Origin of the sequence: Streptomyces geranii, from assembly GCF_002954775.1 — a bacterium.
GTDB lineage: Bacteria > Actinomycetota > Actinomycetes > Streptomycetales > Streptomycetaceae > Streptomyces > Streptomyces geranii.
On sequence record NZ_PJME01000003.1, the window covers coordinates 236,212 to 257,727 of the forward strand.

Below are 21,516 nucleotides of genomic sequence, written 5' to 3' on the forward strand. Positions count from 1 at the left end.
CGTCCGTCCCGAACGGAGCTGATGCACATGAACCGCCGCACGCTTCCCGCACTCCTCACCGCCGGTCTGCTGCTCTCCGCGTGCACCGGCACCGGCGGAGCCTCAAAGGGCGCCGACGCGAAGGCGCCTGACGATCCGTCGAAGGTGAGCGGAACCATCAAGGTCCTCACCGTGCGGACCGACCTCGTGCAGGACGGCACGCTGAAGAAATACGCCGACGCGTTCCGCGAGACGTACCCGAACGTGAAGGTCGAGTTCGAGGGGCTCACCAACTACGAGGCCGAAGTCAAGATCCGGATGAACACGGAGAACTACGGCGATGTCCTGCTGATCCCCGCGGTGATCAAGAAGAGCGACTACCCGAAGTTCTTCGCCTCCCTCGGCACCCAGGCGGAGCGCGCCGCGAAGTACCGCTTCACCGACTTCACCACCGTCGGCGGCAAGGTCTACGGCCAGAGCCCGGTCGGCGTGACCCCCGGCTTCCTGTACAACAAGCGGATCTGGCAGGAGGCCGGCATCACCGACTGGCCCACCACGCCCGCCGAGTTCATCACCGCCCTCAAGGCGATCAAGTCGAAGACGGACGCGGACCCGTACTACACCAACTTCGCCGCCCAGTGGCCGCTCACGTCCTGGACGTACGTCAACGGCTCGGTGGGCTGCGACACCGGGGCGACCACGAAGCTGGTCGAGAGCGACCCCTGGGCCAAGGGCGCCGACCTGCGCGTCGGCGACACCCTCCTCTACGACATCGTGCACGACGGGCTCGCCGAGAAGGACCCGACGACCACCAACTGGGAGGCGTCCAAGCCCCGGTTGGCGAAGGGGCAGATCGCCACGCAGTGGCTCGGCACCTGGGCGATCGTCCAGTTCCAGGACGCGGCGAAGAAGGCCGGCGTCGACCCCGCCGACATCGGGTTCATGCCCTTCCCGGCCCAAGTGGACGGCAAGTTCTGCGCTGTTGTCGGCCCCGACTACAACCAGGCCGTCAACGTCCACAGCGAGCACAAGGAGGCGGCCCGCGCCTGGATCGACTGGTTCACCGACAAGTCGGGCTACGCGGACGACAACCTGGCCATCTCCCCGCTGAAGAACGCCCCGTTGCCCGCCGTCCTCCAGCCGTACGAGGAAGCAGGCGTGAAGTTCATCGAGGTCGACGACAGCGCGGGCGCCCAACTCAAGCTCGTGGACACCGAGTCGGAGGTCGGCATCTACGCCCCCGACTACCGCCAGGACCTCGTCGACCTGGCCCGAGGCGCCCGCAAGGGCAGCCTGGACGACTTCCTCGGGGACCTCGGCAAGCGCTGGACCGAGGCACAGCAGTCCGTGGGGACCCGGTGACGGACACCACCGAGGCCGCCATGACGGGGCGTGCGGCGGCGCGCGGGAAGGAGCCGCCGCCCGCCCCCGCACCACCGCAGGCCCCACGCGGAGCGCGTCTGCGGCGAGGCGCGACTCCCTGGCTGTTCCTGATCGCCCCGCTCGCGCTCCTGCTGACCTTCACCTACGCGCCGATCGCCAACATGGTCGCGTACAGCTTCACCGACTGGGACGGCGTCAGCCCCGAACTGCACTACACGGGCGCCGGGAACTACACCGAACTCCTCACCCGCCCCGAGCTGTTCGAGGTGTTCTTCGTCAGCGGCTACTACCTGGCCGCGTCCGCCGTCCAGATCGTCGCAGCGCTCTACTTCGCGACGATCCTCAGCTTCGACGTGCGCTTCCGGAACTTCTTCAAGGGCGTGCTGTTCTTCCCGTATCTGATCAACGGGGTCGCGATCGGCTTCGTGTTCCTGTACTTCTTCCAGGACGGCGGCACGCTCGACTCGGTCCTGAGCGTGTTCGGCGTCCACACCGACCACGCCTGGCTGGGCACCCCGACGTCGGCGAACATCTCACTCGCCGGCGTCTCGGTGTGGCGCTACATGGGCCTCAACTTCGTCCTGTTCCTGGGCGCGATCCAGTCCATCCCGGGGGAGTTGTACGAGGCGGCCGAACTCGACGGCGCGAACCGCTGGCACCAGTTCCGGTACATCATCGCGCCGGGCATCAAGCCCGTACTGAGCCTGAGCGTGATCCTCTCGATCTCCGGCTCGCTCTCGGTCTTCGAGATCCCGTACATCATGACCGGCGGCGCGACCGGCACCGAGACCTTCGTGATCCAGACGGTGAAGCTGGCCTTCCAGTTCAACAAGACGGGGCTGGCCTCGGCGGCGGCTGTCGTACTCCTGCTGATCGTGCTGGCCGTGACCTGGGTGCAGCGGCGGCTCGTCCCGGACGACAGGGTGGACCTCGTATGACGCGCCGAGCGGTCGCCCGTACGTTCGTGTACCTGTCCCTTGTCCTCGCGGCGCTGGTCGTCCTGCTGCCGCTGGGCGTGATCGTGCTGACCTCGCTCAAGTCCGAGCAGGAGATGGCGGACGACAGCGGTGCGCTCTCCCTCCCCGGCGACCTGCTGAACTTCCACAACTACGTGACGGCGTTCCAGGACGGCGAGATGCTGGCCGCGTTCGCCAACACGGCGTTCATCCTCCTGTTCGCCGTCACGGGAACCGTCCTCATCGGCTCCATGACGGCGTACGCGATCGACCGCTTCACCTTCCGCTTCCGGAAACCGGTGATCGCCCTGTTCCTGGTGGCGACCCTGGTCCCCGGCGTCACCACCCAGGTGGCGACCTTCCAGATCGTCAACAGCTTCGGCATGTTCGACACCCTCTGGGCGCCGATCGCGCTCTACATGGGCACGGACATCGTGTCGATCTACATCTTCCTGCAGTTCGTCCGGTCCATCCCGATCTCGCTGGACGAGTCGGCACGCCTCGACGGAGCCAACGCCTTCACGATCTACCGCAAGATCATCTTCCCGCTCCTGAAACCGGCGATCGCGACGGTGGTGATAGTGAAGGGGATCACCGTCTACAACGACTTCTACATCCCCTTCCTCTACATGCCGTCGGAAGATCTTGGCGTGATATCGACGTCCCTCTTCCGCTTCAAGGGCCCCTTCGCGGCCCACTGGGAGACGATCTCGGCCGGAGCGGTCCTGGTAATCCTGCCCACGCTGGTCGCGTTCCTGTCGCTGCAGAGGTTCATCTACAACGGCTTCATGAAGGGCGCGACCAGGTGAGGCTTTTGCTTTCAGGGGCGCGGGGAACTGCGCGAGCAACCACGACGCACCCGCACCCGCCGAACAACAGAACCCTTACGGCGCCTTGGCGGAAAGCGCCGATACCAGCACCGGAGTCACCTGCTCCACCTGCCAAGCCCGCGCACCGAATCCCTCAAGCGCCGCCGCGACGGACTCCGCGTCGGAAACGACAGGCGGCTCCCAGCAAACCCTCCGCACCGTGTCCGGAGTGATCAGATTCTCCTGAGGCATATTCAGCCCCTCGGCCAGTGCCGAGACCGCGGCCCGCGCCGCGGACAACCGAGCCGCCGCCACCGGATCCTTGTCCGCCCATGCCCGCGGCGGCGGCGGCCCGACCACGGGCTGCCCCGGCTGCGGCAACTGCGAGTCGGGAACCGTCTTCGCCCGGTCCACCGCCGCCTGCCACTGCTCCAGCTGCCGCCGCCCCATCCGATGCCCGAACCCGGTCAGCCCCGCCAGCGCGTGCACGTTCGCCGGCACGGCGAGCGCGGCCTCGACGATCGCCGCGTCCGACAGCACCTTGCCCGGCGACACGTCCCGGCGCTGCGCGATCCGGTCCCGGGTCTCCCACAGCTCCCGTACGACAGCCAGCTGCCTGCGCCGACGCACCTTGTGCATACCGGACGTACGCCGCCAGGGGTCCTTGCGCGGCTCGGCCGGCGGCGCCGACGCGATGGCGTCGAACTCCTGCCTGGCCCACTCCAGCTTGCCCTGCCGGTCCAGCTCCTTCTCCAGCGCGTCCCGCAGGTCGACCAGGAGTTCGACATCGAGTGCCGCGTACCGCAGCCAGGGCTCGGGCAGCGGGCGGGTCGACCAGTCGACCGCGGAGTGACCCTTTTCGAGTACGAAGCCCAGGACGCCCTCGACCATCGCGCCGAGGCCGACCCGGGGGAACCCGGCCAGCCGTCCGGCCAGCTCGGTGTCGAACAGTCGGGCGGGGATCATGCCTATCTCGCGGAGACAGGGCAGGTCCTGGGTGGCGGCGTGCAGCACCCACTCCACCCCGCCGAGCGCCTCGCCGAGGCCCGAGAGGTCGGGACAGGCGACGGGATCGATGAGCGCGGTACCGGCGCCCTCGCGCCGCAGCTGCACCAGATAGGCACGCTGACCGTAGCGATAACCGGACGCGCGTTCGGCGTCGACGGCGACGGGACCGGTGCCCGCGGCGAACGCGGCGATCACCTCGGCGAGGGTGTTCTCGTCCGCGACGACTGGCGGAATACCGTCGCGCGGTTCGAGGAGGGGGATCGGCGCCTGAGCCTCAGAAGATCCGTTGTCGTCCGGAGGAGCGCCTCCGGTGGTTCGCAGTGAGCTGTCTGCTGCGGTCTCTTGGGCTTCGGTCACCTGTCAAGGGTATCTGTGTATCGACGGCGCCCGCCGACGGAACGTTCCGTCGACGGGCGCCTTGGGGTCGTAAACCAGTCACGTGTCACACGTGTCAGTGAATTCGGTCGGTGATCAGTGGTCAGTGATGGTCGTTGATCATTGTTCAGTGAGGTTCAGTGGATGATCCCGGTTCGGAGAGCCACCGCCACCATCCCGGCGCGGTCGCCCGTGCCGAGCTTGCGGGCGATCCGGGCGAGGTGGCTCTTGACGGTGAGCGCGGACAGGCCCATGGAGACGCCGATCGCCTTGTTCGACTGGCCCTCCGCGACCAGCCGCAGGACCTCCACCTCACGGCCGGACAGTTCGCGGTAGCCGCCCGGGTGGCTCGGGGCACCCGGGGGGCGGCGGTGCATACGGGCGCCGGCGCCCATGGGGGCGGCGCCCGGTCGGCTGGGGAGCCCGACGTTGTTGCGGGTGCCGGTGACGACGTAACCCTTCACACCGCCCGCGAGGGCGTTGCGCACGGCTCCGATGTCGTCGGCGGCGGACAGGGCCAGGCCGTTGGGCCAGCCCGCGGCACGGGTCTCGGACAGCAGGGTGAGCCCGCTGCCGTCGGGGAGGTGGACGTCTGCGACGCAGATGTCGCGGGGGTTGCCGATGCGGGGACGAGCCTCCGCGATGGACGAGGCCTCGATCACATCGCGTACACCGAGCGCCCACAGATGGCGGGTGACGGTGGAGCGGACGCGAGGGTCGGCCACGACCACCATGGCGGTCGGCTTGTTCGGGCGGTAGGCGACCAGGCTTGCGGGCTGCTCAAGAAGAACGGACACCAGGCCTCCTGGAGTGCGGCGTGCTTTCAAGGTCACAGAGGTCTTCGGCATCAAACCTGTGCTCCTTTAGAGAAAGATCACGATCTGGTGAGTAACAATCCGAGCAATTCGGACACGCGATCGATCATCCGAAGATCGAACGGTTTCGCTCAACGTCGATACGCGGCCGAAAGTGGCCGTATCGACAAAGAGCTACTAAAGACGGCGTGCCGATCCACGACAAAAGAGAACGGCCTTGCGGTACCCGTCCGGGTACCGCAAGGCCGTTCTCAGGACTTCAGCGCGACTGCGGGCCCCGCCGCTGAGGCAGCGTCACCACCGACGCGTCGCCCGGGGCGGCCGGTGGCAGGCCCGCGATCTGGGCCAGGAGGTCGCACCAGGAGGCCAGATGGGACGCGGTGTCCGGGACGCCGCCGAGGCCCTCACGGGGCGTCCAGGAGGCGCGGATCTCGATCTGGGAGGCGGCCGGCCGCTCCGACATCCCGCCGAAGTAGTGCGAACTCGCGCGCGTGACCGTGCCGCTGGCCTCGCCGTACGACAGCCCGCGCGCCTGGAGCGCCCCCGTCAGCCACGACCAGCACACGTCGGGCAGCAGCGGGTCCGCGGCCATCTCCGGCTCCAGCTCGGCGCGCACCAGCGTCACCAGCCGGAAGGAGCCCTGCCAGGCGTCGTGCCCGGCCGGGTCGTGCAGCAGGACGAGCCGGCCGTCGGCCAGATCCTCCTCGCCGTCCACGACCGCCGCCTCCAGCGCGTACGCGTACGGCGCCAGACGCTGGGGCGCCCGCGTCGGCTCGATCTCGATCTGCGGCCTCAGCCGCGCGGACCGCAAGGCGTCGACGGCCGCCCGGAAGGGCAACGGAGCCGTCTCCACCGCATCCCGGTCCCCCTCCTTCGCGTCGTCCATCCCGCCAGCGCCGTCCGACAGTCGTCCCTGAGCCGCAGCCATGCGGGGAAGATTAAGGGGAACCAGGCCTCCGCGCGCGGAGGGACACCCGTGGGACGGGCCACAGTACGGTCGCGACCGCCGGCCGGACCGTTCGAGGGACTGTCGGCAGGGGCTGTCGGTGGGGCGTGCGAGACTTTGGGTCGTGAGCGCGAACCAGAGCCCCGCGGGCCGGCAGCCGACAGCGACGCCCGCCGCCGTCAAGAACGACGCCGTGCAGGAATCCGCCTTCCTGAAGGCGTGCAGACGCGAGCCGGTGCCGCACACACCCGTGTGGTTCATGCGCCAGGCCGGGCGCTCGCTGCCCGAGTACCGCAAGGTCCGCGAGGGCATCCCGATGCTGGAGTCCTGCACCCGGCCCGAGCTGGTCACCGAGATCACCCTCCAGCCGGTACGCCGGCACAAGGTGGACGCGGCGATCTACTTCAGCGACATCGTCGTCCCGCTCAAGGCCATCGGTGTCGACCTCGACATCAAGCCCGGCGTCGGCCCGGTCGTCGAGAAGCCGATCCGCACCCGCGCGGACCTCGCCCAGCTCCGCGACCTCACCCCCGAGGACGTCTCGTACGTCACCGAGGCGATCGGCCTGCTCACCCGCGAACTCGGCGCCACCCCGCTGATCGGCTTCGCCGGAGCGCCCTTCACCCTCGCCAGCTACCTCGTCGAGGGCGGCCCCTCGCGGACGTACGAGAACGCCAAGGCGATCATGTACGGCGACCCGCAGCTCTGGGCCGACCTCCTCGACCGCCTCGCCGACATCACGGCCGCCTTCCTCAAGGTCCAGATCGAGGCGGGCGCCAGCGCCGTCCAGCTGTTCGACTCCTGGGCAGGTGCCCTCTCCCCGGCCGACTACCGCCGCTCGGTGCTCCCCGCCTCCGCGAAGGTCCTCAAGGCCGTCGAGGGGTACGGCGTGCCGCGCATCCACTTCGGCGTCGGCACCGGCGAGCTGCTCGCCCCGATGAGCGAGGCCGGGGTCGACGTCATGGGCGTCGACTGGCGCGTCCCGCTCGACGAGGCCGCCCGCCGGATCGGCCCCGGCAAGGCGCTCCAGGGCAACCTCGACCCGACGGTCCTGTTCGCCTCCACGGAGGCCGTCGAGGCCAAGACGCGCGAGGTCCTCGACTCCGCGAAGGGCCTGGAGGGCCACGTCTTCAACCTCGGCCACGGCGTCATGCCGAACACGCCTCCGGACGCCCTCACGCGCCTCGTGGAGTACGTCCACACGAACACCGCCCGCTGACGCCGCGGGAGTCGGCGCCCGTCACCACGTATGCCGTGCCCGCCTGCCCCACAGCAGGCGGCCCGGCTCGGGCGGCGGCGGGGTGCCCGCCCTGAGCGGCCAGGCGAGCAGCATGCCCGCGAGGAAGCCCACGATGTGGGCGGCGTACGCCACGGTGCCGGCCTCGGAGACGCCCTCGCCGGACGAGTACACGGCCTGGAGCACGAACCAGAAGCCCAGCACCAGCCAGGCCGGCAGCCGCAGCGGCAGGAAGATCAGGAAGGGCACCAGGACCCACACCCTGGCCTTCGGGAACAGCACCAGATAGGCGCCCAGGACACCCGCGATGGCCCCGGAGGCGCCGATCAGGGGGTCGGCCGAGTCGGCGTTGACGAGCGCGAAGCCGTAGGACGCCGCGTAGCCGCAGACGACGTAGAAGAGCAGGTACCGCACGTGTCCCAGGCGATCCTCGATGTTGTTGCCGAAGATCAGCAGGAACAGCATGTTGCCCAGCAGGTGCAGCCAGCCGCCGTGCAGGAACATCGCCGTGAGGACGGACAGGACCGGTGACTTGTCGTACGTCGGCGGGCCGATCACGCAGCCCGGGCCGCCCGTGCCGATCCCGACCTCGCCCGTCGGCACCATGCGCGGGAGCTGGTCGTGGATCAGTTCCCGGGGCACGGCGGCGTAGTGGTCCAGGAAGGCCTGGAGATGGCACAGCTGGGCCAGGGCGCTCTCGCCCGTCACCGAGCCCGCTGTGCCGGGCATGGCGAGGAACACGAGGACGTTGGCGGCGATCAGCGCGTACGTGACCCAGGGGGTGCGGTTCGCGGGGTTCACGTCATGGACGGGGATGACCACAAGGAAGTAGTGCCCGCGATGCGTCCCGTGAATCGGTGAACGCGGCTGTGCGTGTGTCCGTATCTGTCCTCAACGTCCGCGGCACGGCGAAGGCGCGCTGCGGGGACGACGTGAGGAACAGGCGATGAACGACCGAGTGACTCCTCCGATGGTGGCTCTGCCCAACGGAGAGGCCGAACTGGCCCTGGTGGTCCACCTGCCCTGGGAGGACGTGGCGCGGCTCGGCCAGGAGGCGGGGCGGTTGGCCACGCAGATGCAGCGGCCGGTGTCGCTGGACGAGGCTGTCAGCCATCGGCTGCGGTCCAGTGGGCTGGGTGCGCACGCGAAGCCTGCGGTTTCTCAGGCGCCGCCTGCTGTTTCGGCGTCGGCTTCTGTGTCCTCGTTGCCGTCCCGGCCCCCGGCTGAGCAGGCTCGGCAGGCTATTGATCGGATCAACGGGACGGCCTAGGGGGTGGGGGGTTCTGTTCGGTGCCGGGTGCGGGTGCGTTGTGGCTTGTCGCGCAGTTCCCCGCGCCCCTAGGACAGCTGCCCCTAGCGTGTCTTGGTTCGCACCGCCGCTGATGCTTTCCTCGCCGCTACCAGTACCGGGTCCCAGACCGGGGAGAACGGGGGCGCGTAGCCCAGGTCCAAGGCGGTCATCTGTTCTACCGTCATCTGTGCTGTCAGGGCCACCGCTGCGACGTCCACCCTCTTTGCCGCGCCCTCCCGGCCTACGATCTGGACGCCGAGGAGGCGGCCGGTGCGGTGTTCGGCGAGCATCTTCACCGTCATCAGGGCGGCGCCTGGGTAGTAGCCCGCGCGGCTCGTCGACTCGATGGTGACCGTTTCGAAGCGGAGGCCCGCCCGGTGCGCGTCCTTCTCGCGCAGGCCGGTGCGGGCGATCTCCAGGTCGCAGACCTTGCTCACGGCCGTGCCGACGACCCCGGGGAACGTGGCGTAGCCGCCGCCCGCGTTCGCGCCGATGACCTGGCCGTGCTTGTTGGCGTGCGTGCCCAGGGCGATGTGCCGTTCGCGGCCGGAGACCAGGTCCAGGACCTCCACACAGTCGCCGCCCGCCCAGATGTCGTCGTGGCCCCGCACCCGCATCGACAGGTCGGTGAGGAGGCCTCCGTGGTCGCCCAGGGGGAGCCCGGCGGCACGGGCGAGCGTTGTCTCGGGGCGTACGCCGATGCCGAGCACGACCACGTCCGCCGGGTACTCGGCGTCGTCGGTCACCACAGCCCGTACGCGGCCGTCCTCGCCCGTGAGCAGCTTGGTGACCTCGGCGTCGTTCACCATGGTGATGCCCAGGCCCTCCATCGCCTCGTGCACCAGCCGGCCCATGTCCGGGTCGAGCGTGGACATCGGCTCCTTGCCGCGGTTGACGACCGTCACCTCGTAGCCGCGGTTGATGAGCGCCTCGGCCATCTCCACGCCGATGTACCCGGCGCCGACCACGACCGCGCGCCGGCCCCCGGTGCCGGCCAGGGTGTCCAGGAGGGCCTGGCCGTCGTCCAGGGTCTGCACGCCGTGCACCCCGGGGGCGTCCATGCCCGGCAGTGCCGGGCGGATCGGGCGGGCTCCCGTGGCGATCACCAGTTTGTCGTACGACGTCCATGACTCGACGCCCGTGTCCAGGGCACGCGCGCGTACCCGGCCGCCCGGGACGTCGATCTCCGTCACCTCCGTGCGCATGCGCAGGTCGATGCCGCGGGCCCGGTGCTCCTCGGGCGTACGGGCGATCAGCCGGTCCCGGTCCGGGACGTCGCCGCTCACCCAGTAGGGGATGCCGCACGCCGAGTAGGAGGTGAAGTTGCCGCGCTCGAACGCCACGATCTCCAGCTCGTCGGGGCCCTTGAGGCGGCGGGCCTGCGACGCGGCGGACATACCCGCCGCGTCGCCGCCGATCACGACCAGCCGCTCGGTCCCACGGTCCGTGTCCCTCGTACGCTCATCGCTCGCGCTCATGGTCATACGAACACGCTACGGGGACCGTGCATTTCAGTCCTGGTCCGGGACGTTCGGCTGGGGCGCCGGGCTCGGGGCCGCCGCCGTCGCCGGGGCCGAGCTGTGCCTGCGGGTGCGGGTCAGGCGCAGCCAGGCGAACAGCAGCAGGAACGCCACCGCCGCGAACGGCAGTACGGCGGCGACGGCCACCACGATCCAGCGCAGCATCGACACGAACGCGTTCCAGCCGCCCGAAAGGGCGTCCAGGACACCGGGGTCCTCGTCCTCGTCGGACTCCTTGGCGGGGGTCTCGGACAGGGAGAGGTTGATCGTGGCCAGGGTCGTGCGGTCCTTCAGGGAGGACTGGCGGGCCAGCAGCGACTCCAGGTCGGCCTGGCGGCGGCTCAGCTCGCCCTCCAGGGTGACCACGTCGGAGAGCTTGGTGGCCCGGTCCATCAGTTCGCGGATGCGGTTCACGCTGGCCCGCTGCGTGGTGATGCGGCTCTCCACGTCGACGACCTGCTCGGTGACGTCCGTGGCCTCCGCCTCGCGGTGCAGCAGCTTGCCGGTGCCCTCCAGGGCGTCGAGGACCTTCTCGTACTCGCCGACCGGCACCCGCAGGACGACGTCGGTGCTCTCGCTGCCCTCCCCGCCCTCCTCGCCGTCCTCCTCGCTCAGGGTCGTCGCCTCGCTGCCGACGTAGCCGCCCGCGTTCTGCGCGGCGGTGCGGACCTTGGCCAGGGCCTTCGACACGTCCTTGACCTGCACGGAGACGGAGACGGTACGGATGATGTGCGGGCCGGTGGCGGGCTGCGGCGCCGTGCTGGCCTGGGAGCCGCTGCCCTCGCCGCCGCCCGGCTTGCTGTCGCTGTCGGCCTGTTCCTCCAGGGCCTCGGAGGCGGCCTGCTTGGCGCCGCCGCCCGCGTCGCTCGCCGTCGAGGCGTCGTCGGCGGCGCCGGTGCAGCCGGTGAGCAGCAGACCGGCGGCGAGCAGGATTCCCGCCAGTGCCTGGACCGGGCGGGTACGGCTTGTGAGCAGGGTGTTCATCTTGTGGGTCCCCCCGAGGGTTGTCGTCGGACCGTCTTGGGCCGCCGTGGTGCACGGCTGACGCTCCTTCGACGCCCGAGGGGTTCGGGACGTTGGCCGGTTCCGGTTCCGATGAGGTCACGGTCGGGACTCGTGCCGGACACCGGGGCGCGGTGTGCGCCGAGGGGAGTGTCAGTGGGGTCTGAGAGGGTGGAGACATGAGCGCAGTGGAGGCCCGTGCGGGTGCCGGGCATGTCGTCGTCATCGGGGGCGGGATCGCGGGTCTGGCCGCCGCCCACCGGCTGCTGGACCGGGGCGTCCTGGTCACGGTCCTGGAGGCGTCCGACCGGGTCGGCGGCAAGCTGCTGCCCGGCGAGATCGCGGGCGCCCGGGTCGATCTGGGCGCCGAGTCGATGCTCGCGCGCAGACCCGAAGCCGTCGCGCTCGCCCGCGAGGTCGGCCTCGACGACCGCCTCCAGCCGCCCGCCACCTCGACGGCCTCGATCTGGACCCGGGGCGCCCTGCGGCCCTTCCCCAAGGGGCACGTCATGGGCGTCCCCGGCAACGCCTCGGCCCTGTCCGGGGTCCTCTCGGACGAGGGGCTGGCCCGGATCGGGCGGGACGCCGAACTGCCGCGCACGGAGGTCGGGGACGACGTGGCGGTCGGGGAGTTCGTCGCCGCGCGCCTCGGCCGCGAGGTCGTCGACCGGCTCGTCGAGCCGCTGCTCGGCGGGGTGTACGCGGGCGACGCCTACCGCATCTCGATGCGCTCGGCCGTGCCCCAGCTCTTCGAGGTGGCGAAGCGGTACGCGTCCCTCACGGAGGGCGTGCGCGGCATCCAGGACAGGACGGCCGCCGCCCCCCAGCAGTCCGGCCCGGTCTTCATGGGCATCCAGGGCGGTGTGGGCCGACTGCCGCTCGCCGTCGCGGAGTCGGTCCGCGCGCGGGGCGGCGAGATCGTCACCGGGACACCGGTGACCGAGCTGCGCCGCAGCGGAGCGGAGGGCTGGCGGATCGTCGCCGGTGAGCGCGTCCTGCACGCCGACGGCGTGATCGTCGCCGTACCCGCACCCGTGGCCGCCGAGCTGCTGCGACCCGAAGCACCCGGCGCCGCCGCCGAGTTGGGCGCTGTCGAGTACGCGTCGATGGCCCTGATCACCCTCGCCTACCGCCGAGCGGACGTCGAACTCCCGGAAGGCAGCGGCTTCTTGGTGCCGCCGGTCGACGGCCGCACCATCAAGGCAGCCACCTTCGCCTCCCAGAAGTGGGGCTGGATCGCCGACGAGAACCCGGACGTACTGGTCCTGCGCACCTCGGTGGGGCGCTACGGCGAGACGGCGATCCTGGAGCGCGAGGACACCGACCTGGTCGACGTCTCACGCCACGACCTGCGCGAGGCCACCGGCCTGGACGGCACACCCCTCGACACCCGCGTCACCCGCTGGACCGACGGCCTGCCCCAGTACCCGGTCGGCCACCACGCGCGCGTGACCCGCATCCGCGAACACGTGGGCAAGCTGCCCGGCCTCGCCGTGTGCGGCGCCGCGTACGACGGGGTCGGCATCCCGGCGACCGTCGCGAGCGCCTACGCGGCAGTCGAGCGGCTGACCGGTGCCCCGGTGCCGAGCGCCTCCGGCGGAGCGGGAGAATAGGCGCATGAGTGACGACGCCCCCACCACCGAGTCCGGCCGGATCCCGAACAAGGGCAAGCTGGCCAAGGACCTCAACGAGGTCATCCGCTACACCCTGTGGTCCGTCTTCAAGCTGAAGGACGTCCTGCCCGAGGACCGCGCGGGCTACGCCGACGAGGTCCAGGAGCTGTTCGACCAGCTCGCCGCGAAGGACGTGACCGTCCGTGGCACCTACGACGTCTCGGGGCTGCGCGCCGACGCCGACCTGATGATCTGGTGGCACGCCGAGACCGCCGACCAGCTGCAGGAGGCGTACAACCTCTTCCGCCGGACGAAGCTGGGCCGCGCCCTGGAGCCGGTGTGGTCGAACATGGCGCTGCACCGCCCCGCCGAGTTCAACCGCTCGCACATTCCGGCGTTCCTGGCCGACGAGACGCCCCGGAACTACATCAGCGTCTACCCGTTCGTGCGCTCGTACGACTGGTACCTGCTGCCCGACGAGGACCGTCGCCGGATGCTCGCGGACCACGGCAAGATGGCCCGCGGCTATCCGGACGTGCGCGCCAACACGGTCGCCTCGTTCTCCCTCGGGGACTACGAGTGGCTGCTGGCCTTCGAGGCCGACGAGCTGTACCGCATCGTCGACCTCATGCGCCACCTGCGTGCCTCCGAGGCCCGGATGCACGTCCGCGAGGAGGTGCCGTTCTACACCGGGCGTCGTAAGGACATCGGCGAGCTGGTCGCCGGTCTCGCCTGACGGCCGGTCGCTTCACGCGCCCTGGGTGGCCTTTCCGCCTGCGGTCTGCCGGGAGCGGCTGACCGGGGCCGCCGGGCGCGGCTCCGGGTGCGGCGCGCAGTCCGTGCCCCGCACCGGCAGCCGGCCCGTCAGCAGGTACGCGTCCAGGTGGGCGTTGACGCACTGGTTCGGGCCGCCCGCGATGCCGTGCGTGCCCGCGCCCCGCTCGGTCACCAGGGCCGAGCCGGGCAGCCGGCGGCGCAGTTCGAGGGCGCCCGCGTACGGGGTCGCGCCGTCCCGCTCGGCCGCCAGGATCAGTACCGGCGGCAGCTCGCCCGGGCCGGTGCGCACGTCGAGGGGGGTCTGCCGGGGCGCCTGCCAGTAGGCGCACGGCAGGTTCATCCACGCGTTGTCCCAGGTCTCGAAGGGCGCCGTGCGCGCGAGCCGGGTGTTGTCCCGGTCCCAGACCCGCCAGTCCGTCGGCCAGGACGCGTCGTTGCACTCGACGGCCGTGTAGACCGCGTTGCCGTTCTCCGCCTCCACGGCCGCCTCCGTCACCGGCGCCGCCTGGTCGATCAGCGGCTGCGGATCGCCCTTGAGGTAGGCGGACAGGGCGTGCGCGCGGTGCGGCCAGTAGTCGTCGTAGTACCCGGCCTGGAGGAACGCGCCCTGCAACTGGCCCGGGCCCACCTGCCCGCCGGCCGGCTCGGCGGCGAGCCTGGCCGCCGCCTTCTCGTAGCTCTGCAGTACGGCTTCCGGCGTAGCACCCAGGTCGTACACGTCGTTGTGCCTGGCCACCCAGGACCGGAAGTCCGCCCAGCGGGCCTCGAACGCGGCCGACTGGTCGAGGTTGTTGCGGTACCAGATGCCGCCCGGGTCCGGGTTCACCACCGAGTCGAACACCATCCGCCGTACGTGCGACGGGAACAGCGTCGCGTACAGCGCGCCGAAGTAGGTGCCGTACGAGGCGCCCATGAACGTCAGCCGGTCCTCGCCGAGGGCGGCGCGGATGACGTCCAGGTCACGGGCGTTGTTGAGGGAGTGGTAGTGGCGCAGCGCGTCGCCCGAGCGCTCGGCGCACCCGCGCGCGTACGCCTTCGCCTCGGCGATGCGCTCCAGCTTGTACGACTCCGAGGGGTGCAGCGGTGCCTGGGTGGGGCCCTTGAAGAAGTGCTTCGGGTCCTTGCAGGACAGCGGCGCCGACCGGGCCACCCCGCGCGGGGCGTAGCCGACCAGGTCGTACGCCCCCGCGATGCGCTTCCACTCCGGGATGACGCCGATCATCGGGAAGAACATGCCGGAGGCGCCGGGGCCGCCCGGGTTGTAGACGAGGGCGCCCTGGCGCTCCACCTTGTGCTCGGGGTTACGCGGGTCCCGGCCGGTCGCCTCCGCGCGGCTGACGGTGAGCTTGATCTGCTTGCCGTCGGGGTGCGCGTAGTCGAGCGGCACGGTGACGGTGCCGCAGCGCAGACTGTCCGGCAGTTCCTCCTCCGGTGGGCACTTCCCGAAGTCGATCCCGGTCGCCTCGGCGCGCGCCGCGGCCCGCACGGAGCCCCGGAACTCGGCCGAGCCGGGGCCGCCCGGGCGGTCGGGCAGGCCCGGGGCGCTGTCCGCGGGGGCGGCGGCCAGGGTGGTCAGCAGCAAGGACCCGGCAGCCGTGTACAGGGCGGCAGCTCGCATTCGCGTATCCCTTCGGTGGGGCAACAGAAGGGATGTTTCGGGCGCCGGTGGGTGAAGGCAAGCACCGCCCGCCCGGTGTCGCCGCGAGCACTCCTATGCGCCCCCGCACACCTCCCGGGCGCCGGGGACGGCGGGGCGGCGGGGAGTGGGCCGGTCAGCGCAGGCGTTCGCGCAGGGTGGCGTCCAGGGGTTCGCGGTGTGCGAAGGCCGCGCGCAGATCGGGCTCGCCGACCGCGCGGACGCCCAGTACGGCGACGGAGGTGAGGTAGGTGCGTTCGTCGCCGGTGCCGTGGTGGCCGGCGGTCCGGGTGCGCCGGGACAGGGTGGTGAGCAGGCGCTGTCCGGCGGGTGACGCCCAGCGCGAGTAGGGGTGCACCTCGACGCGGGCGATGGCGAGGCAGCTCAGGCTGAGGACCAGGGGGAGCGCGAACCAGAGGGCGACCAGGTCGCGGGGTACGGAACCGCGTCCCGGCAGCAGCAGCGCGACCGTGCCCAGCGCGACGACGGTCAGTGCGGCGGCCCGCACCTGGCGGACCGCGAAGGCGATCCCGCGCCGGGCGCCGTCGGGCACGGCCAGGCCCGCCGCGACGAGCCGGTCCGCGAGCCCCCGTACGGCCTCGGTGCCGGCCGCGGCCCGGCGTACCGGAGCGATGCGGGACTGGCCCTCCGGTCCGATGGCGCCTATCACCGACCGTTCCATCTCGTCGCGTCCGCTCGGGTCGACGACGGTCGCCCAGCCGGTGTGGGCGAGCAGCAGGCGCCGCTGGCGGGCCATCGACACCAGGGTGAGATCGGCGACCCGGGCCGGTCCGCCGGACAGGAAGGCGGCCTCGTACAGCGTCAGGTCGTGTCCGCGTCCGCCGGGGCCCGCGTCCGGATCGGCGGCCGTCGAGTGGACGGCGGCCAGACAGAGCCGGGTGCACGCCGTACCGGCGGCGATCCAGGCCAGCAGCAGGAGGAAGGACCAGAACATGCCGTTGTTCTATGCGAAGGGTGCCGGGAACGCCATGGGCTTTCAGGATATGGACGAGGTATGGCCGATACGCGCCGTATGGGCGATGGCCGGATCAGGGCGCTTCGACAGCCTCGGAGGGCTCGGCAGCCCTTGCGGGCTCCGAGGGGTCGGTGGGCCAGGTCGGGTCCGCGAACTCCACGATCTCGCCGACCTCCGGGGGCGGGCCGGTCGCGGGCGGCGGCAGCGGATAGGTCGCGGCCGGGGAGGGTGTCACCGGGACGGCGGACGCGGGGGCGGGCACCGGTCCTGGCGGGGCCGGGGAGTTGGTGAGCGGCGGGGTGCTCGCGGCGGCCATGTCGTTGGCCAGGGCGTCGAAGTCGACGTAGCCCGTGGCCTCCAGGACCTGGATGTGGTCGAGGACGGTCCTGTTGGCGTCGTCGGCCAGCGCCCGGACCAGGGAGTTGCGGGTGCTCGCGCGGACCTGCGCGACGACCGAGAAGACCTTGCCGTGCGCCATCCGCAGCAGGTTGGCGAACTGGCGGTCGTACTCCTGGCCCTGGGAGGCGTCCATGGTGCTCAGCCAGCCGCGCTGCTGCTCGTTCGGCTGGTTGGGCAGTTCGATCCCGAGCCGCGAGGCCACGTCCCGGACCCGCTCGTCGAGAAACATGTGCCCCTCGATCAGATGGCGGCCCGCGATCCGTACGGCCTCGGTGGTGCCGCGCTGCTGGGCCTGCTGGCCGGCGGGCAGCTCCCACAGTCCGGCGAGCCGCACCTTGACGAGGAACTCGCGGTCGAGCGCGGACAGTGGCCCGAACCGGGTGGACACCGACTGGGCGTTGAGGACGTCCGCACCGGTCCCGGCGCGGTCCGTGTACGACCAGACCGGGAAGATCAGCGCGGCGAGGGTCGCCGCCAGCCCCGAGAGGATGAGCCCGGTGCCGCCCAGGCCGGGACGTTGGATGGATCGCATGGTGCCTTTGCCTCCTGTTGCGGCACCGCACGCTAATGCGCTTCGGGCACGAAGTCGGCATTCTACTCCGGGCCCTACGTCAACTGCCGTACGAGGGGGAAGGGCTGTGGGGGAGGGGGCGGACGCCGGATGGGGGAGCGCACGCCGCGTACAAACCACCTGAAACGCCAACAAATAGCCACCGGAGGTGAGATGAAGCCACCGCGCTGTTAACCGCCGCACAGTGCGCGGCGGTTGGGGGCGGGGCGGCTCAGCGGCGCAGCAGTACGCGGCGGGTGGCGCGGGCCAGCCGGGCCGTGGGGCGCTGGGAGCGCGGGGCCGGGCCCGAGCGGTCCAGCCACCACTCGCGCAACCGCCGTCGGCTGTCGGCGTCCGAGGGCTGCTCGCCGAGCAGCAGATGGGCGGCGAAGTCCAGCGCGTCGTGCCGGTAGCCGTCGGACATGGGGTGCCCGTGCGCGTACGTGAGGAAGGCGGGCCGGTAGCCGTCCCCGAGGATCTCGGGCAGCTCCGGCGCGACCTTCGCGACGACATCGGCCCGCTTCGCCCCGAGCGCCCGCGCCTGCACCCCGAGCCGCACCCGGTCGAACCCCTCCGGCACAGGCGTCCCCGCGACGAGCGCGGACAACAGGGCGGCCTGCGCGAGGGCGAGACGCTGCCGGACGGGTTCGTGAGCGGCGGCGGGGCTGTCGCCGGGGGTGGCGCCGTGGCTGTCGTCGACCGCATCGCCGGCCGGCGCCTGCGCGGCGATCGGTGCCTTCGGCGCGGCCGGGGTTTTCGGTGTGGCTGTCGCCGGAGCGTGCGTCTTGTCGGTCGGTGACTTCGGTTCGGGCTGTGCCGGAGTCCGGGTCCGGGTGGACGTGGCCCGTGCCAGGGCTCCCCGGATCGCCACCAGCTCCCGCTCCAGCTCGGTCGCCTCGGGGAAGTTGTCGTCCCGTTCCAGGAGGACGCCGGGTGGGCTCACCCGGGACGCCAGGGTCGTGAGGATGTCGAGGACCGCTTCCGGGACCGGGTGGGCGTGGCTGTCGTGCCAGACGCCGTCCCGTTCGAAGCCGCCCGCGACATGGACGTACGCGATGGCCTCCACCGGCAGCTCGGCCAGGGCCTTCGCCGGGTCCTCGCCCCGGTTGACGTGGTTCGTGTGCAGGTTGGCCACGTCGATCAGGAGTCGTACGCCTGTCCGGTCGGCCAGTTCGTACAGGAACTGCCCCTCGGTCAGCTCCTCGCCCGGCCAGGCGATCAGCGCGGCGATGTTCTCGACCGCGAGCGGCACCGGCAGCGCCGCCTGGGCGATACGGACGTTCTCGCACAGGACGTCGAGCGCGTCCCGGGTGCGGGGGACCGGCAGCAGATGGCCGGCCTCCAGGAGCGGGGAGGCGGTCAGCGGGCCGCCCGCCCGGACGAACGCGATGTGCTCGGTGACCAGGGGCGAGTCCAGTGCCTCGGCGCGCTCGGCGAGTGCGGTGAGCCGGTCCTCGGCGGGGCGGTCCGCGCCGCCCAGGCCCAGGGAGACACCGTGCGGGACGACCGTGACACCGCGCTCGCGCAGGCGGAGCAGCGACTCGGGGAGATGCCCGGGGCAGAGGTTCTCGGCCACGGCCTCGACCCAGTCGATGCCCGGCATGGCCTCCACGGCGTCCGCGATCTCCGGCCGCCACCCGATGCCCGTACCCAGCCGCTCCGGTCGCTTCATGGTCCGTCCCCTTCTCCGACCTGATCGGTCCACGGAGTGATGGCCCGGGCTCCCGGGAGCGAACCCTTCCCGGGAGACCTTCAGAGCAACATTTGAGCTTCCGCCCGCCCCCTGTCCGCTTCCGCCCGCCTACGGGGTCGGGGTCTGGGTGGGGAGTGCGTTGGGGTCCGGGGCCTCCGGCCGGTTGGTGTTGATCGTGCCGGGTGTCGTCGGCGACGGCTTCGAGCTCACGACGACGTCGGTGGTCGGCTCCACCGCGGGCGCGACGGGCGGCACCACTCCGGGCGACGGCGGCGGCGGACCGGTCGGACTGGCGCTGGGCCCGGCGGCGTTCTCGGCGATCTTCTCGAAGTCGACCTGGCCGGTCTTCTCCAGGATCGTGATGTGGTCGAGCACCGTCTGGTTGGTGTCCGAGGCCAGTTGACGCACGAGCGTGTTGCGGGTCTGGTTCCGCACCGTCGCGACGACCGGGAGGATGTTGCCGTGTGCCTGCCGCAGGAGTTGCGCCCAGACCCTGTCGTAGTCCGCGGGCGAGGCCGCCGTCATCTGGTCCAGGAAGCCCTGCTGCTGTGCGTTCGGCACGTTGGGGATCGGGACACCGAGCAACTGGGAGGCGTTCCGGGCCCGCTTGTCGAGGTCGTTGTGGCCCGTGATCAGGTGCTGGGCCGCCTCCCTGACGGCGGGATTGCTGGACTTCTGCATCGCCTGCTGTCCCGCGGGCAGTTCCCACAGCCCGGCCAGCCGGACACGCACGATGAGTTCGCGGTCCAAGGGGGTCAGCGGTCCCCACTGGGTGTTCACCGTGTCCCCGGCGAGCGGGGCGGCTGCGGCCGTCGCGGCGTCGTTGCGGTGCGGGTACGAGTAGAACACGGGGTACGCGAGCGCGCCGACGGTGCCTGCGATGGCGAGGCCTACGAGGAGCGTGCCGTTCATGCGGGGCAAGGGAGCCTCCCGGGGGAAACCCAACTGGGCGTTGGGGACTGGTACGTGGCTGGTGGGGGACGTACGTGAGAAGCGGTCAGGACACCGAGCGGGCCCGGGCCGCCGTCACGTGTACACGAGTCAGATCAGGCCGTTGGCGATGGCGTCGAAGTCGACCGCACCGGTCTTCTCCAGCATCGTGATGTGGTCGAGCACGGTCTGGTTCGTGTCCGTCGCCAGTTGACGTACCAGCGTGTTCTGGGTCTGGTTCCGGATCGCCGCGACGTCCGGGAAGATCGTGCCGTGGGCCTTGCGCAGGATGCTCGCCCAGACCCGGTCGAACTCCTTGCCCGCGGGGGCTGCGTCCATCTGGGCCAGGAAGCCCTGCTGCGCCTCGTTCGGCTGGTTGGGCAGCTCCACGTTGAGCTGGGCGGCGACCTTCCGCACCCGCTCGTCCAGGTCGCCGTGGCCCACCAGCAGGTGGTCCGCCGCCTCCTTGACGGTGGCGCTGCTGGACTTGGCCATCGCCTTCTCCCCGGCGGGCGCCTCCCACAGACCGGCCAGCCGGACGCGCACGATCAGACTGCGGTCCGAGGCGGTCAGCGGTCCCCACTGGGTGTTCACCGTGCCGGCGGCCGTGTTCGACACCCCGGTGCCGGACCGGTCGGAGTAGGACCACACAGGGAACGCGAGCGCGGCCACCGTGGTGGTGAGGGCCGCGATGACGAGGGCCGAGTGGTTGATGCGCGGCAAAGGAGCCTCCCGGGGGAACCAACTGGTCGTTGGGCAGATGTTGCTTGGCCAGCGACAGGAGGTACGGCCGGGGACCCGGTGATGTTCAACGAAGATGTTTGAAACCTGTGCGTCCCAGGGGACGGTGGTCCGCCACGACGGTCGCCGAACCGGGCGCGATCTCCGTGAAACCGGCATCGCGGACCAACGGCAGCCCGCTGCCGGTGAGTTCACGCCAGCGGTCCGGCTCCGCCGTCCGTACGGCGAGCGGGAAGCCGGCGTCCCGCCAGGCAGCCCGCGCCTCGTCCGACAGCTCCCACCACGCCAGCTGGGCGCCGTGCCCGGTCTGCGCCATCGCCTTGCCCGCCGACATGTCCAGCTCGGGGTTGAGCCAGAGCACGGGCACCGCCGGGTCGGGCCCGAGCGGCGGCTCCGGATCGTCCAGATCCGTGCCGGACACCTGGAGCCGGGCGAGATCCTTGGGCCAGCCGTCCAGCGGTACGGGCGGGAACACCCGCACCTCGGCCGACTTCCCGGTCACGGTGATCCCGTCCAGCGCCTCGGCCCGCCGCCACTCGGCCCCCCGAGCCCGCCGCACGACCTTGCGGATCCGGGCGTCCTGCCAGTCCCGCATGACCTGGGCCCACTCCCCGTCCCCGACGGCCCGCTCATCGGCGAGGATCACGAGCACGGCCCGCGCGGCGGTCTCCAGGGCGTCCGTACGAGCGGGCGGCGCCCCCTTCTCGATCCGCGCGACAAGGGGCAGAACGAACTGGGGCGCCTCGTCGCGCGACGACGGCTCCGGCCGAAAAGGACTGTCCCCGGCTGACCTCTGATCATGGCTCACGAGGACCCACCCTAGGGGCGCGAGGAACTGCGCGACCAGCCACCTCGAACCCGCAGCCGCGCCACGACAGAA

General features: G+C 71.3%; 20 protein-coding genes. 7 read left to right on the forward strand and 13 right to left on the reverse strand.

The window, feature by feature from the left end:
* Positions 1-27: 27 nt before the first annotated feature.
* Genes CW359_RS06005 through CW359_RS06015 form a run of 3 tightly spaced genes read left to right on the forward strand, consistent with a single transcriptional unit; the run spans position 28 to position 3,127 of the window.
* Positions 28-1,341 (forward strand): ABC transporter substrate-binding protein, encoded by a 1,314-nt coding sequence (locus CW359_RS06005; protein WP_105968701.1) that lies wholly within the window; start codon positions 28-30, stop codon positions 1,339-1,341.
* A gap of 20 nt (positions 1,342-1,361) precedes the next feature.
* Complete coding sequence (locus tag CW359_RS06010; RefSeq protein ID WP_232838260.1) at positions 1,362-2,300, forward strand: carbohydrate ABC transporter permease; 939 nt, start codon at positions 1,362-1,364, stop codon at positions 2,298-2,300.
* Complete coding sequence (locus tag CW359_RS06015; protein WP_105968703.1) at positions 2,297-3,127, forward strand: carbohydrate ABC transporter permease; 831 nt, start codon at positions 2,297-2,299, stop codon at positions 3,125-3,127. The genes CW359_RS06010 and CW359_RS06015 overlap by 4 nt, the downstream gene beginning before the upstream one ends.
* A gap of 75 nt (positions 3,128-3,202) precedes the next feature.
* On the opposite strand, the gene CW359_RS06020 is transcribed toward CW359_RS06015, so the two are convergent.
* From CW359_RS06020 to CW359_RS06030, 3 genes are all read right to left on the reverse strand, one after another.
* Positions 3,203-4,492: a ribonuclease D gene (locus CW359_RS06020; RefSeq protein WP_105968704.1), complete on the reverse strand. Its 1,290-nt coding sequence runs from the start codon at positions 4,490-4,492 to the stop codon at positions 3,203-3,205.
* 155 nt (positions 4,493-4,647) lie between these two features.
* A complete protein-coding gene (locus CW359_RS06025; protein ID WP_105968705.1) occupies positions 4,648-5,307 on the reverse strand; it encodes a helix-turn-helix transcriptional regulator in 660 nt (219 codons plus the stop codon).
* A 277-nt stretch (positions 5,308-5,584) separates the two neighbouring features.
* On the reverse strand, positions 5,585-6,211 hold the full coding sequence (locus CW359_RS06030; RefSeq protein ID WP_198655118.1) for a DUF3000 domain-containing protein: 627 nt from the start codon (positions 6,209-6,211) through the stop codon (positions 5,585-5,587).
* Between the two features lie 184 nt (positions 6,212-6,395).
* Between CW359_RS06030 and hemE the strand changes: the two genes are divergently transcribed.
* Positions 6,396-7,490, forward strand: coding sequence for a uroporphyrinogen decarboxylase (gene hemE / locus CW359_RS06035; protein ID WP_105968707.1), 1,095 nt, complete (start codon positions 6,396-6,398; stop codon positions 7,488-7,490).
* 21 nt (positions 7,491-7,511) lie between these two features.
* Here hemE and CW359_RS06040 read toward each other — a convergent pair whose 3' ends face one another.
* Entirely contained in the window at positions 7,512-8,330 is an 819-nt protein-coding gene (locus CW359_RS06040) for a rhomboid family intramembrane serine protease (RefSeq protein WP_105968708.1), read from the reverse strand.
* Positions 8,331-8,454: 124 nt separating this feature from the next.
* Between CW359_RS06040 and CW359_RS06045 the strand changes: the two genes are divergently transcribed.
* Positions 8,455-8,778 (forward strand): hypothetical protein, encoded by a 324-nt coding sequence (locus CW359_RS06045; RefSeq protein ID WP_105968709.1) that lies wholly within the window; start codon positions 8,455-8,457, stop codon positions 8,776-8,778.
* 83 nt (positions 8,779-8,861) lie between these two features.
* On the opposite strand, the gene CW359_RS06050 is transcribed toward CW359_RS06045, so the two are convergent.
* Both CW359_RS06050 and CW359_RS06055 read right to left on the reverse strand, forming a co-directional pair.
* Positions 8,862-10,283 carry an FAD-dependent oxidoreductase gene (locus CW359_RS06050; RefSeq protein WP_232838245.1) on the reverse strand — a complete coding sequence of 474 codons (1,422 nt, stop codon included), beginning with the start codon at positions 10,281-10,283 and terminating at the stop codon, positions 8,862-8,864.
* 27 nt (positions 10,284-10,310) lie between these two features.
* Complete coding sequence (locus CW359_RS06055) at positions 10,311-11,303, reverse strand: DUF4349 domain-containing protein (RefSeq protein ID WP_105968710.1); 993 nt, start codon at positions 11,301-11,303, stop codon at positions 10,311-10,313.
* 197 nt (positions 11,304-11,500) lie between these two features.
* Here CW359_RS06055 and hemG point away from each other — a divergent pair, with 197 nt between their 5' ends.
* Both hemG and hemQ read left to right on the forward strand, forming a co-directional pair.
* Complete coding sequence (gene hemG, locus CW359_RS06060; RefSeq protein WP_105968711.1) at positions 11,501-12,934, forward strand: protoporphyrinogen oxidase; 1,434 nt, start codon at positions 11,501-11,503, stop codon at positions 12,932-12,934.
* Between the two features lie 4 nt (positions 12,935-12,938).
* Entirely contained in the window at positions 12,939-13,670 is a 732-nt protein-coding gene (gene hemQ, locus CW359_RS06065) for a hydrogen peroxide-dependent heme synthase (protein ID WP_105968712.1), read from the forward strand.
* A 12-nt stretch (positions 13,671-13,682) separates the two neighbouring features.
* Here the strand turns inward: hemQ and CW359_RS06070 are convergent, their stop codons facing one another.
* The 7 genes from CW359_RS06070 to CW359_RS06100 form a co-directional block, all read right to left on the reverse strand.
* Positions 13,683-15,329: an alpha/beta hydrolase gene (locus tag CW359_RS06070; RefSeq protein ID WP_105968713.1), complete on the reverse strand. Its 1,647-nt coding sequence runs from the start codon at positions 15,327-15,329 to the stop codon at positions 13,683-13,685.
* Positions 15,330-15,483: 154 nt separating this feature from the next.
* Positions 15,484-16,302: a TIGR04222 domain-containing membrane protein gene (locus tag CW359_RS06075; RefSeq protein WP_105968714.1), complete on the reverse strand. Its 819-nt coding sequence runs from the start codon at positions 16,300-16,302 to the stop codon at positions 15,484-15,486.
* Between the two features lie 94 nt (positions 16,303-16,396).
* Positions 16,397-17,254: a DUF4142 domain-containing protein gene (locus tag CW359_RS06080; RefSeq protein WP_105968715.1), complete on the reverse strand. Its 858-nt coding sequence runs from the start codon at positions 17,252-17,254 to the stop codon at positions 16,397-16,399.
* 250 nt (positions 17,255-17,504) lie between these two features.
* A complete protein-coding gene (locus tag CW359_RS06085; protein WP_105968716.1) occupies positions 17,505-18,944 on the reverse strand; it encodes an MbnB/TglH/ChrH family RiPP precursor modification enzyme in 1,440 nt (479 codons plus the stop codon).
* Between the two features lie 129 nt (positions 18,945-19,073).
* A complete protein-coding gene (locus CW359_RS06090; RefSeq protein WP_105968717.1) occupies positions 19,074-19,886 on the reverse strand; it encodes a DUF4142 domain-containing protein in 813 nt (270 codons plus the stop codon).
* Positions 19,887-20,006: 120 nt separating this feature from the next.
* On the reverse strand, positions 20,007-20,618 hold the full coding sequence (locus tag CW359_RS06095) for a DUF4142 domain-containing protein (RefSeq protein ID WP_105968718.1): 612 nt from the start codon (positions 20,616-20,618) through the stop codon (positions 20,007-20,009).
* Between the two features lie 85 nt (positions 20,619-20,703).
* Positions 20,704-21,444 (reverse strand): aminoacyl-tRNA hydrolase, encoded by a 741-nt coding sequence (locus CW359_RS06100; protein ID WP_105968719.1) that lies wholly within the window; start codon positions 21,442-21,444, stop codon positions 20,704-20,706.
* Positions 21,445-21,516 lie beyond the last annotated feature (72 nt).

What these genes read in the sequence shown, in the direction of transcription:
- CW359_RS06075 (WP_105968714.1), bottom strand. Translation starts at nt 16,302, where the DNA reads ATGTTCTGGTCCTTCCTCCTGCTGCTGGCCTGGATCGCCGCCGGTACG.
- CW359_RS06085 (WP_105968716.1), bottom strand. Translation starts at nt 18,944, where the DNA reads ATGAAGCGACCGGAGCGGCTGGGTACGGGCATCGGGTGGCGGCCGGAG.
- CW359_RS06055 (WP_105968710.1), bottom strand. Translation starts at nt 11,303, where the DNA reads ATGAACACCCTGCTCACAAGCCGTACCCGCCCGGTCCAGGCACTGGCG.
- CW359_RS06015 (WP_105968703.1), top strand. Translation starts at nt 2,297, where the DNA reads ATGACGCGCCGAGCGGTCGCCCGTACGTTCGTGTACCTGTCCCTTGTC.
- hemQ (WP_105968712.1), top strand. Translation starts at nt 12,939, where the DNA reads ATGAGTGACGACGCCCCCACCACCGAGTCCGGCCGGATCCCGAACAAG.
- CW359_RS06070 (WP_105968713.1), bottom strand. Translation starts at nt 15,329, where the DNA reads ATGCGAGCTGCCGCCCTGTACACGGCTGCCGGGTCCTTGCTGCTGACC.
- hemG (WP_105968711.1), top strand. Translation starts at nt 11,501, where the DNA reads ATGAGCGCAGTGGAGGCCCGTGCGGGTGCCGGGCATGTCGTCGTCATC.
- CW359_RS06045 (WP_105968709.1), top strand. Translation starts at nt 8,455, where the DNA reads ATGAACGACCGAGTGACTCCTCCGATGGTGGCTCTGCCCAACGGAGAG.
- CW359_RS06030 (WP_198655118.1), bottom strand. Translation starts at nt 6,211, where the DNA reads ATGGACGACGCGAAGGAGGGGGACCGGGATGCGGTGGAGACGGCTCCG.
- CW359_RS06005 (WP_105968701.1), top strand. Translation starts at nt 28, where the DNA reads ATGAACCGCCGCACGCTTCCCGCACTCCTCACCGCCGGTCTGCTGCTC.
- CW359_RS06080 (WP_105968715.1), bottom strand. Translation starts at nt 17,254, where the DNA reads ATGCGATCCATCCAACGTCCCGGCCTGGGCGGCACCGGGCTCATCCTC.
- CW359_RS06010 (WP_232838260.1), top strand. Translation starts at nt 1,362, where the DNA reads ATGACGGGGCGTGCGGCGGCGCGCGGGAAGGAGCCGCCGCCCGCCCCC.
- CW359_RS06050 (WP_232838245.1), bottom strand. Translation starts at nt 10,283, where the DNA reads ATGACCATGAGCGCGAGCGATGAGCGTACGAGGGACACGGACCGTGGG.